We start from the raw sequence: 11231 nt of genomic DNA on the forward strand, positions 1-11231 counted from the left end.
TAAACTAGGTTTTAATTATTTTTTACTCTGCTAAGGGCACTATATTCTGCTTTCCTGTTCACCACGTTAGATACAAAGTAGCTGTGGTAACTTAATCTTAGTGTTTTGGAGCTAACAGTGCAGTATTTACCCATTTTCACAAAACTTGATAATAAGCCAGTTCTCATCGTAGGAGGCGGCGATGTCGCGCTTAGAAAGTGTAGAGCCTTTATAAAAGCGCGTGCAAATATTACCTTAGTCGCACCACAGTTTTGTGATGAACTGAAAGAACACGCTGAAGATGGTGACGTAACGCTAATCACTGATTACTTCAATACAACACATTTAAACGCAAAGATGCTGGTCATTGCCGCAACTGATAACGATGAAGTGAACAACTTAGTATTTGAACAAGCTAATGAGCGACACATTTTTGTGAACGTAGTCGATGACCAACCAAAGTGTACGTTTATTTTCCCCTCTATTGTTGATAGAGACCCAATTACAATTGCAATTTCAAGTGCAGGTACTGCCCCCGTATTAGCACGTCGCTTGCGCGAAAAGCTTGAAACATTGATACCGCAGCACATTGGACCGCTGGCTAAGCTAGTTGGAAGCTTTCGTACTCATGTGAAAGCGCAGTTTAAACATTTTGCAGACAGACGTCAGTTCTGGGAACGTGTATTCGACTCAAGTGTCGTCAGTAAAGTACAAGTAGGTGATACTGCCGCTGCCACAGAGCAATTACATGACATGCTAGAGGCAACGGCAAAACCGGAAGGGGAAGTGTATATTGTTGGAGCGGGACCAGGTGATCCAGAGCTACTAACACTCAAAGCCTTACAACTGATGCAACAAGCTGATGTGGTGGTTTATGACTACCTTGTTTCTGACGAAATAATGGATTTGGTGCGCCGCGATGCGGATCTCGTTTGTGTCGGTAAACGTCTAGGTAATCATAGCGTAAAACAAGAAGACACTAACCAGATGTTGGTCGACTTTGCTAAGCAAGGTAAAAAAGTTTGCCGTATAAAAGGTGGTGACCCATTTATTTATGGTCGAGGTGGTGAAGAGGTACAAGTGCTCGCCGCTAACCAAGTTAGGTATCAAATTGTACCAGGCATTACCGCAGCTGCAGGCTGTAGTGCTTATGCGGGGATTCCGTTGACACATCGAGACCATGCCCAAGCAATTCAATTTGTAACAGGCCACTGCAAAAAAGCAGGTCAGGAGTTAGATTGGCTATCATTGGCCAAACCAAATCAAACTTTAGCCATTTATATGGGCGTGATAAAATCGCCACATATTCAAGCTCAGCTTATAGCGCATGGGAGAAGTGGCTCGACACCGGTGGCTATCATAGAAAACGGTACTCGAAAAGAACAGCGCGTGGTTAGAACACAGTTAGATCAATTGGCTGCACAAATTGACACACAGCAAATTGTATCCCCTGCGTTACTTATTATTGGTGAAGTAGCTGCTTTGCATGAGCAATTAGCATGGTTTGGTCAAACCTCGCAAATCAGTAGCTTTGCCCAGCCACTTACTGATGTGGCATAAACTAGTTTATTTATAATTTTAATCTTTGATGTAGGACGACGATCATGGCTTTAACACACCTTCAGCAGCTTGAAGCTGAGAGTATAAAGATAATTCGCGAAGTCGCCGCTGAGTTTGAAAACCCAGTAATGCTTTACTCTATCGGTAAAGATTCTTCGGTACTTTTGCACTTAGCACGTAAAGCGTTTTACCCAGCTAAAATTCCATTCCCGTTGTTGCATGTAGACACCGATTGGAAGTTCCGCGAAATGATTGAGTTTCGTGACCGCTTGGCTAAAGAGTATGACTTTGATTTATTAGTACATAAAAACCAAGAAGGTATCGATATGGGCGTAGGACCATTTACACATGGCTCTGCTAAACACACCGATATAATGAAAACACAAAGCCTAAAGCAAGCGCTTGATAAATATGGCTTCGATGCAGCTTTTGGTGGCGCACGCCGTGACGAGGAGAAATCTCGCGCAAAAGAGCGTGTTTATTCATTCCGAGATAAACATCATCGTTGGGATCCAAAAAATCAACGCCCTGAGTTATGGAGTAACTATAACAGTCAGGTTAACCCAGGTGAGAGTATTCGTGTATTTCCACTGTCAAACTGGACTGAGCTCGATATTTGGCAATATATCTACCAAGAAGATATTGACATGGTGCCACTATATCTTGCCAAAGAACGCCCTGTTGTTGAGCGTGACGGTACATTAATTATGGTTGATGATGACAGAATGCCATTAGAAGAAGGCGAAGTACCACAGATGAAATCGGTTCGTTTTCGTACTTTGGGCTGCTACCCATTAACCGGAGCAGTTGAATCAACGGCGAGCAGCTTAACTGAAATTATTGAAGAAATGTTGTTATCAACCTCTTCAGAGCGTGAAGGCCGTGTAATTGACCATGACTCATCAGGGTCAATGGAGAAGAAAAAACGTGAGGGGTACTTCTAATGTCAACAGCCAATGAAGTAAGAGAACTAGGTATTGATGCATATCTTGCTCGCCAACAAGATAAAAGTTTATTACGCATGATGACCTGTGGTAGCGTAGATGATGGAAAATCCACCTTGATTGGACGTCTGTTACACGACAGCCATCAAATTTATGAAGATCAACTTGCAGCACTTCATAAAGACAACGAAAAAGTAGGTAATGCAGGTGAAGAGCTTGATTTAGCATTGCTAGTTGATGGTTTACAAGCTGAACGTGAGCAAGGTATTACCATTGATGTTGCATATCGTTATTTCTCAACTGAAAAGCGTAAGTTTATCATCGCTGACACACCAGGGCATGAGCAATATACACGTAACATGGTAACGGGTGCGTCAACCAGTGATTTAGCAATCATTCTTGTTGATGCGCGCTATGGTGTTCAAGTGCAAACTAAGCGCCATAGCTTTATTTGCGACTCGCTTGGTATTACTCAATTTGTGGTTGCCATCAATAAAATGGATATCTGTGACTTTGACGAAGCTGTATTTAATCGTATAAAAGCCCAGTATCTAGAGTTTGCAGAACAGCTTAATGTTTCAAACATTAAATTTGTTCCTATGTCAGCACTCAAAGGTGATAATGTCGTAACGCGCTCTGAGCATACGCCTTATTACACCGACAAACCGCTACTAGAGCTGCTTGAAGATTCACCAGCAACTGCAGCGAATACTGAATTTGAAGCGCGTTTTCCAGTGCAGTATGTGGTTCGTCCAAACTTAGATTTTCGTGGTTTTCAAGGTACTTTGACTTCAGGCTCATTAGAGGTTGGTCAAGCAATCAAAGTATTGCCTTCAGGCAAGTCCTCAAGTATTAAAGAACTGGTTACATTTGATGGAAACCTGCAGCGTACAGAAACAGGCCAAGCATTTACTATTACGCTCAATGATGAAGTTGATGTCAGTCGTGGCGACGTGATAGTACCTGTAAATTCAAGTGCAGAAGTCACAAACCTTATTCAGGCTAAGTTGGTTTGGATGCATGAGTCACCGTTAGTACTTGGTAAAAGCTATAACTTTAAGTTAGGTAGTAAAAATACCTCAGCCATCGTAAAACGTATCGACTACACCATTGATGTGAATACGCTAGAACATGGTCAAGCAGATTCACTGCAACTGAATGAAATTGCAATTGTTACTCTTGAGTTGACCGAAAGTATTGTGGCTGACAATTATCGTAACAATCGTGAAACTGGCTCATTCATCCTAATCGACCGCCTAAATAACTTAACGATTGGTGCGGGTATGGTTGAAGCTTTATTAGCAGCACAAGAGATGACACACTCTCAATTTAGTGAGTTTGAAATTGAGCTAAATGCTTTAGTACGCAAGCACTTTGCACATTGGCAGGCGCTTGATATATCAAAGCTTAAGTAATGTTTACACGCCTGTTATTAGGAGCGTCTTTGGATGTATGAACAAATCATATTAACAGGCATAATGTTAGCGCTGGTTGGGTGCCTTTTTGGTACCCGTATCAAGCCAGCGTGGCTATTTGTGGGTGCAATAAGTTTTAGCTACATGGCTGGGCTTATTGACCTAGAAGGCATGCTTGTTAACTATGCTAATCCTTCATTGATCACGCTTATTTTGCTGGTATTAGTGTCTATAGCCATCGAAAAAACCACACTAATACAAACATTGGCACAATCATTGGCAAAGGGTAGTTTATCACGTTCAGTGATGAAACTTGGATTATCAACCGCTTTTTTGTCCTCATTTACGAATAACACCGCAGTCGTGGCATCATTAATTTCAGCGATAAAAGAAAGCCCAACGCATTCACCATCAAAATTACTTCTGCCATTATCCTATACCGCTATTTTAGGTGGCACGTTAACCTTGATTGGTACTTCAACCAACCTAATCGTCAACGGCTTTGCTATCGATGCAGGAATGGCCCCGCTAGGCTTTTTTGATTTTACACTGATCGGTTTAGGTGCTTTGTTTGTCGGTTTAATTACCATTATGGTGTTATTAAAGTACTTGCCCGACAATGGCACAAACCAGCAAGAAGTAGTGCCTTTTTACTTAGAAGGTAAAGTGCAAGCAGGTTCAAAGCTGATTGGCTGTTCCGTAGAAGAAAATGGCTTACGCGATTTAAAAGATTTATTTCTTGCTGAAATCATTCATGGTGATCGCCGTATCTGTGCAGTCACACCACAGCAAGTGATCCAGCAAGGAGATACATTGCTGTTTGTTGGCGATATAAAATCAGTCCCTTTACTGACCCGCTTTGACGGACTCAAAATTGTTCATGACAAGCATGAAAAAGATGTTGAGCACTTAGTTGAGGTCGTTATGAGTCAGTCTTCAAAATATATTGGTAAAACAGTCAAAGAAGTTCGCTTTCGCGAGCAGTTTCATGCTGCTGTAATTGCCATTCGTCGCGGCCACGACCGCTTGCAAGGTGGACTGGGTCAAGTACGTTTGCAAGCTGGCGACTCTTTAATTTTGGCACCCGGTAGCCAGTTTTATGAATTACCAAATTTAAAGCGTGAGTTCGTGTATATCTCCGGTTTAGACTTACAAACACACCTGAAATCTAAACAGTCGAATATAGTACTGGCTGCTTTTAGCGGTGTCTTAGCGCTCAGCATTTTTGGTATTGTGCCGCTAGTGAAAGGCTTAATGGTATTGCTGCTTGGTTTGTTTTTAATGGGCACAATCAAAATCAACGAACTAAAAAGACGCTTCCCACTGGAGCTATTAGCAATCGTTGGCAGCGCCATCGGTCTTGCAAAGCTGATGATAAATACCGGACTTGCAGGCAAAATATCTTCGGGCCTATTTTATATGCTGGGTGACTTTGGCCCGTATGGTGCATTTATTGCTATTTTTGTTATGACCGTGATTTTTACAGAACTGATCACCAATAATGCCGCTGCAGCGCTCTCTTTTCCTGTCGCATATGCATTGGCAATTGGCTTTGATGTAAGCCCTTTGCCTTTTATTATGGCTGTTGCCTTTGGTGCGTCAGCGAGTTTTATTTCCCCGTTTAGTTATCAAACTAATTTGATGGTATATAGCGCAGGAAACTATCGCATCAAAGACTATGTAACCATGGGTTTACCCCTATCTATCATTTATTCAATAACCGTTTTAACCTTAATTCCTTTAGTTTTTCCGTTTTAATAGGCAAGCAAGATGGACGAAAATGTAGTTTGGCATAACTATGCCGTTGATAAAGCACAACGAAGTGAACAAAAGCGCCATAAGCCTTGTGTTTTATGGTTCACCGGCTATTCAGGCTCAGGCAAAAGTACCGTTGCCGGCGCACTTGAAAGCGCATTACATCAACAAGGCGTACATACTTACTTACTCGATGGTGATAATGTTCGCCATGGCCTGTGTAAAGACTTGGGGTTTAGTGATGGTGACCGAGTAGAAAATATTCGTCGCGTTGGTGAGCTAAGTAAGCTGATGGCTGATGCAGGATTAATAGTGCTAACCGCCTTTATTTCACCGTTTCAGGGGGAACGTGATATGGTGCGTGAGCTATTAGATGACGGTGAGTTTATTGAAGTATTTTTAGATACACCATTAGATGTATGTGAACAGCGCGATCCAAAAGGGCTCTACAAAAAAGCCCGAGCAGGTGAAATCAAACATTTCACAGGTATCGATTCTGACTATCAGGCGCCCGTTAACCCTGAAGTCACTTTAGATACCAGCAAAAATTCACTTACCCAATCTGTCGAACAGCTAGTAGCGCATCTAAAAACTAAAAATATTATAGGATAAGTTATGAATCAGACCGACCTTTTGGAAGAGATATTAATGTTGGCACGTAAGGCCGGTGATGAAATTATGCCAATCTACGCCAAAGATTTTAATATTGAATATAAGGCCGACGAAAGCCCCGTGACCGATGCTGACATTGCCGCTCATAAAGTTATCGTCAAAGGTCTTACAGCATTAACCCCTGAGTTACCAATTTTAAGCGAAGAAAGCGCTAATATAGATTGGCCAACCCGACAAACTTGGCAACAGTACTGGCTAGTTGATCCCATTGATGGTACTAAAGAGTTTATAAAAAAGAATGGAGAGTTTACCGTTAATATTGCGCTCATCAGCAATGGTAAACCCATCTTAGGCGTAGTACATGCCCCTGCGCTTAATGTTAGCTACTTAGCTGCAGAAGCGATTGGCGCTTTTCGAGAGTGTGGTGAAGCGCGTATCGAGCTTAAAGTAACTCACAAGCCAAACACCGGGAAAATCAATGTGGTAGGCTCTCGCTCACACCCTTCGCCCGATTTAGCCGCCTACCTTGAACAGTTTGATGACGTAGAAATGATCCCCAAAGGTAGCTCGTTGAAGCTATGCCTAGTTGCCGAAGGACAAGCCGATATATACCCTCGACTTGGTCTAACTAGCGAATGGGATACAGGTGCAGGTCATGCTGTGGCAGCGATTGCTGGGGCAACAGTCACACAAATTGATGGCAGTCCTTTGCTTTATAATCAAAAAGAAAGCTACTTAAACCCGTACTTTGTAGTTTCTCGGTTAACTGATTAAGTTATGTCGGTTAGCCCATCAACCGTGGGCTAATCATCAAATCCCGTATAAAGTATGCATAGCTTGATAGTTAATGCCGAACTGCTGCTCAAACCAACTGTTTACATAATTATTATTTGGCTCAACATGTGCACACCTTAGTACATTTTCAGCCCTTGTATGCGCTTGCTGATTGCGGCAATACTGCTGTCCCCATAACTGCTTTAGATGAGTATCAAATTCTCGAGTTAAATTGTCTAAGTAAGATGCAAATGCCTGCTGTTGATCTATAAACGTTGCAGTTTTTGGTTGTAGCTGTGCTTTTGCAAAATTTGCACTATGACTGGTCGTTTGATTGGTTTGCCTGTCTATATACTGATCTGTCAGCAGCATCCCCCCGAGTTGACCTTGGTAACTCAGCTGTACAGAGTATGTCTCTTGATAATCTACTTGAGGATAAATATAAACACGTTCAATATCTACTGCAACTTGCTTATTTTCATCTTGCGGATCGGGCCTTAACGTTTGGACTACATACCGCTTCTCTTGCTGCTTGTGAGTGCTGGTACGTTGGTACTCAACGTTTGCCGCCATCGTTACATTCAGTACTTGAGACCCTTTTGGTGAGTACCAAATGCTGCGCTGAAAACGCTCTTGCAACTGACGTGTTGTTCCCTCAATTAAGTGCTGATGATCGCGTCTTTTTGGTGTATTCAGTTGTAATTGTTCATTAAACACAATTTTTCTAAATCTGCTGTTATCCTGGCTATCAATTGATAAACGGTGCTGAACCTGCCACACAGAACAGTACTTTTGTGTTAGCGCGTGTAAAAAAAAGCGCTGACTAATCACTTGCTTTGCTAAAGTGTCACATTTACTTTTTGCCAAGCGACTTAGCTGAGATTGATAGTTATTGAAAGATGCACTCAGTTGAGCGTTAGCAATTAACAAAGCATATTTGTGTTCAAACCAACGAAATTTATCAGGGAAACGGCCAGCGGCTAAATCTTTAGCATAATCCTTTAAAAACTGCTCTGCATAACGTACCTCTTCATTTTGCGTTGCAGCTTGTGCTCCCATCGCTTCAATATGCCATGTATTTTGATTTCGTAAAATAGACTCTAACTTATCGGCTGCACCTACATAATTTGCAGCCAGCCTAAGCATACGAACTTCAATCAGCCCTCTGTCTATTATTTTATGGCGTGCTTGATTTAGCCGTTGCTGCGCCTCTACATCAGTGGCATCTTCATTTAGAGCCGCTTGGTAAAACTCAGCTGCTTGCTGATACATACCTTGTTCATATAATTTGTCTCCTTTTTCAACTAAGCTGGTACATGCGCTCAGTAAAAGAAAACTCCCCAACAATACTATAGCTCGGATCATAAAGCTATTTTCCCTTAAAATTCAAAATTTTAAACTTACTTGATTTTCTCTGAGCAGACATTGTATCTAATTTCAGTCCACCATGCGATGGATAAAATAACACCAAACTGTATCACTTTGACTACGCTTTAAGTGTACATACAATTAGAGGCTGAATTATGCATCAATACTTGGGCCGTTTATTACTTTGCAGCTTATCCTTACTCTCAACAATTTCACTTGCCAGTGTTCCTCATAGCAAGATACATGTTTATACGGAAGATTTTCCTCCTTATCAAGAATTTATGGGGCCTGGTAAAATTGGTGGTGTTGCCACTGAATTAGTCAAAGCACTGTTTGAGCACAGCAATATCGATTATAAAATACATGTATTACCTTGGTTTAGAACCAGTCATATAGTCAATAATACACCTAACACATTTATCTATTCTCTAGCACGTACTCAAGAGCGTGAAGAACACTACCGTTGGATAGCTCCCTTATGTGAGGTAAATGTGTCTTTTTACAAACTCAAAGCCAGAAAAGACATAATCATTCATGATATAGAAGATGTGCGACAATATATTGTTGCTGTTGCATCTGGGCAACCGACAGAGCAACACCTTGTAGAGCTTGGTTTTAGTCAAGATGATAATTTAGTCATTTTAGCCAGCCATCAACAAGGCGCACAAATGCTCAACAAGGCACGTGTTGACCTGCTCTATGGTGCTGACTTATTTGTCAAAAATGTACAGCAATCTCTAGGAAGAGCAGGTGAATGGGAAAAAGTCTATGTATCGCCACACTTAAGTAAGCGTATGTATTTAGCCGCTAACATAAACAGTGATGAAGCGCTGGTAAGTAAATTACGTCATAATTTTAATGCGCTAAATTCCCAATTAAACACGTCAGTACGCTGTGAACAAGCAGTACGCGATCACTAAGTATTATAAGGCGATTCGGGTCCGCACTTTGTCAAATGCCACCTGCAAGTGCTCATCACTTGCAGCAATAGCAAAGTACTCATCCAATAATGTACGTAACAGCACTACGTTATCAATTGTTTGAACAACTTCCACGTCGGTATGTTCATTGCTGTGGATAAACTGATTGTTACGAATTAAATAGCGCTGCCCGCTCTCAATTCGAGATACAACTAAATGATTAACAAAAGCCGCCTCATGGTGCTGATGGCTATAAAAATGCCCCACTTCACAATCGCCTTCAAATACCTCCGACAGGTCAATTTGATATAGAACAAGCTGCTCAGGCGCAAGCAAAGAAACTGTCGCAGACGTTGTTGTTCATTCAACCTGATACTGATTACGACCTTCGTTAAAAACAGTGCTTTGGTCAACCTCGATGGGGAATACTGGTGATTTAACACCAAAACCGACTTCTATCGTATAGGTTTTATCTGCAAATTTAAGCAACGTCACACGATGTGTGCGTGGATTATCAATTTTACCATTTAACATCACCCGCGCCAGCGCTGGCCTGACATCATAGCCTAGCGCCTGTAACACCAAATACATTATTCGGTTATGCTCAAAACAATAGCCACCTTGACGTTTGTTGATCACTCTGTCAAACAATGCCTCTGCTTCAAGAGATAAATAAACTCCCTGCATAGCATTGATGCTACTAAAACTAAAAGTAGCCAAGTGCTGACGCTGTAATTGCGCAACAAATTCAAAGCTTCCCATAGGTGCGGTGATATTAAGCGCATTTAAGTAATGAACGATGTGCGGTGCCAACGACGTTGCTCTTATATCTAACATGATACTTTCCTTAACAATTAATCAGTCTGTTGATCAAGATAAAAGCTCAAGCGTGGTTGAGGTCAATACATTTTATATTTCATTTTAAATCATATCCGTACAGCTAGCTTATCCATCAATTGAGCTAATATGCAGCAAAGGTTAACGCATCAATTAACAACATCTCCCGCACAAAAAAGCCACCTTGCAAAACAAGGTGGCTAAAAACAACATACACAGGGGAGAAGTTGCGTTGTTAAAATATCATTCTAGAAACTTAGAAAACGTATTCAACAGAGACGGATGCCACATCCATATTGGGGTCTATACGGTCATCAAGCTCATAACGTTCATATTCAAGACGCATATTAACGTTCTGCGTTACGCCAAAGGCAATCCCCGCACCGTAGAACCAGTCGCCGCCGTCCAGCTCGCGACCAATACGCCCTACATCAGGAATAGTGGCATAAATATCTGCATTCCACTCCAACCAACCGCCTTTTGCATATAATGCAAAACGCTCGTTAAGTGGCGCTGAAAAACGGGCTGCCAATGACACACCGTCAAGTTCGGCGTTGCTGTCTATATCGCTGGCTTCATCAAAATTTTGATAGGCTAATTCAACGCTAAAGTACTCATTTAGCGCCGTACCTACATAGGCTTTAAGCATGGATGCATCATCATCAAAGCTAGTGTCGTTCTCTTTGTCATCCCATTGAAATGAATATTGGCCATAACCAATACCCGTATACACTTTTGGCTCGCCGTTAAAGTCAAAGTAGTTACTGTCAGCGGCCAATACTGAGGCACTTGATGCACCCAAAATCAGCGCTAAAGAAATAGATGACACAGAAAAGCGATTAAACATAATAGCTCCTTTTAATTTTTTGCAGAGAATATTTATTTTAAAAATAGATAGAAAAGGTGAGCGCGGTTAATCGCGCTCAATACTGTTTAGTTAAATTGGTAGCGCCGTATTACTTACGACTCTTTATCAATGCGTAGGTTGTCATCAACATGCTTTACATCATCAGCGTTTTTCGCAATCGCGATAGCAAGTTGTTTTTCAGAATCTGAGTCTACATCAC

The 11231-nt window shown here is 41.6% G+C and carries 10 protein-coding genes and 1 pseudogene; 7 read left to right on the top strand and 4 right to left on the bottom strand.

Going from position 1 to position 11231, the window contains the following annotated elements:
- Window positions 1–117 precede the first annotated feature (117 nt).
- The 6 genes from cysG to cysQ are packed head-to-tail and all read left to right on the top strand — an operon-like array spanning window position 118 to window position 7039.
- Complete coding sequence (gene cysG / locus OCI93_RS20310) at window positions 118–1539, top strand: siroheme synthase CysG (protein WP_261595432.1); 1422 nt, start codon at window positions 118–120, stop codon at window positions 1537–1539.
- Between the two features lie 44 nt (window positions 1540–1583).
- Window positions 1584–2483 (top strand): sulfate adenylyltransferase subunit CysD, encoded by a 900-nt coding sequence (cysD, locus tag OCI93_RS20315; protein ID WP_261595433.1) that lies wholly within the window; start codon window positions 1584–1586, stop codon window positions 2481–2483.
- Complete coding sequence (gene cysN / locus OCI93_RS20320) at window positions 2483–3898, top strand: sulfate adenylyltransferase subunit CysN (protein ID WP_261627181.1); 1416 nt, start codon at window positions 2483–2485, stop codon at window positions 3896–3898. The genes cysD and cysN overlap by 1 nt, the downstream gene beginning before the upstream one ends.
- Before the next feature lie 33 nt (window positions 3899–3931).
- Entirely contained in the window at window positions 3932–5656 is a 1725-nt protein-coding gene (locus tag OCI93_RS20325) for an SLC13 family permease (protein WP_261595435.1), read from the top strand.
- A gap of 12 nt (window positions 5657–5668) precedes the next feature.
- Window positions 5669–6265: an adenylyl-sulfate kinase gene (gene cysC, locus OCI93_RS20330; protein ID WP_261595436.1), complete on the top strand. Its 597-nt coding sequence runs from the start codon at window positions 5669–5671 to the stop codon at window positions 6263–6265.
- A gap of 3 nt (window positions 6266–6268) precedes the next feature.
- On the top strand, window positions 6269–7039 hold the full coding sequence (gene cysQ / locus OCI93_RS20335; protein WP_261595437.1) for a 3'(2'),5'-bisphosphate nucleotidase CysQ: 771 nt from the start codon (window positions 6269–6271) through the stop codon (window positions 7037–7039).
- A 36-nt stretch (window positions 7040–7075) separates the two neighbouring features.
- Here cysQ and OCI93_RS20340 read toward each other — a convergent pair whose 3' ends face one another.
- On the bottom strand, window positions 7076–8404 hold the full coding sequence (locus OCI93_RS20340; RefSeq protein ID WP_261627182.1) for a hypothetical protein: 1329 nt from the start codon (window positions 8402–8404) through the stop codon (window positions 7076–7078).
- Between the two features lie 158 nt (window positions 8405–8562).
- Here OCI93_RS20340 and OCI93_RS20345 point away from each other — a divergent pair, with 158 nt between their 5' ends.
- A complete protein-coding gene (locus tag OCI93_RS20345) occupies window positions 8563–9327 on the top strand; it encodes a type 2 periplasmic-binding domain-containing protein (RefSeq protein ID WP_261595439.1) in 765 nt (254 codons plus the stop codon).
- 3 nt (window positions 9328–9330) lie between these two features.
- Here the strand turns inward: OCI93_RS20345 and OCI93_RS20350 are convergent.
- The 3 genes and pseudogenes from OCI93_RS20350 to OCI93_RS20360 all read right to left on the bottom strand — a co-directional run.
- Window positions 9331–10164 (bottom strand): annotated as a pseudogene (locus tag OCI93_RS20350) (arylamine N-acetyltransferase family protein).
- Between the two features lie 256 nt (window positions 10165–10420).
- Window positions 10421–11011 (bottom strand): outer membrane beta-barrel protein, encoded by a 591-nt coding sequence (locus OCI93_RS20355; protein WP_261627183.1) that lies wholly within the window; start codon window positions 11009–11011, stop codon window positions 10421–10423.
- Window positions 11012–11124: 113 nt separating this feature from the next.
- The coding region (locus OCI93_RS20360; protein WP_261627184.1) for a BON domain-containing protein at window positions 11125–11231 on the bottom strand (107 nt) is incomplete at its 5' end.

Origin of the sequence: Pseudoalteromonas holothuriae (assembly GCF_945859825.1) — a bacterium.
GTDB classification, from domain to species: Bacteria; Pseudomonadota; Gammaproteobacteria; order Enterobacterales; family Alteromonadaceae; genus Pseudoalteromonas; species Pseudoalteromonas holothuriae.

Bases quoted from the DNA above. Each gene is read 5' to 3' on its own strand.
- cysD (WP_261595433.1), top strand. From the start codon at position 1,584: ATGGCTTTAACACACCTTCAGCAGCTTGAAGCTGAGAGTATAAAGATA.
- OCI93_RS20355 (WP_261627183.1), bottom strand. From the start codon at position 11,011: ATGTTTAATCGCTTTTCTGTGTCATCTATTTCTTTAGCGCTGATTTTG.
- OCI93_RS20325 (WP_261595435.1), top strand. From the start codon at position 3,932: ATGTATGAACAAATCATATTAACAGGCATAATGTTAGCGCTGGTTGGG.
- OCI93_RS20340 (WP_261627182.1), bottom strand. From the start codon at position 8,404: ATGATCCGAGCTATAGTATTGTTGGGGAGTTTTCTTTTACTGAGCGCA.
- cysN (WP_261627181.1), top strand. From the start codon at position 2,483: ATGTCAACAGCCAATGAAGTAAGAGAACTAGGTATTGATGCATATCTT.
- cysC (WP_261595436.1), top strand. From the start codon at position 5,669: ATGGACGAAAATGTAGTTTGGCATAACTATGCCGTTGATAAAGCACAA.
- OCI93_RS20345 (WP_261595439.1), top strand. From the start codon at position 8,563: ATGCATCAATACTTGGGCCGTTTATTACTTTGCAGCTTATCCTTACTC.
- cysQ (WP_261595437.1), top strand. From the start codon at position 6,269: ATGAATCAGACCGACCTTTTGGAAGAGATATTAATGTTGGCACGTAAG.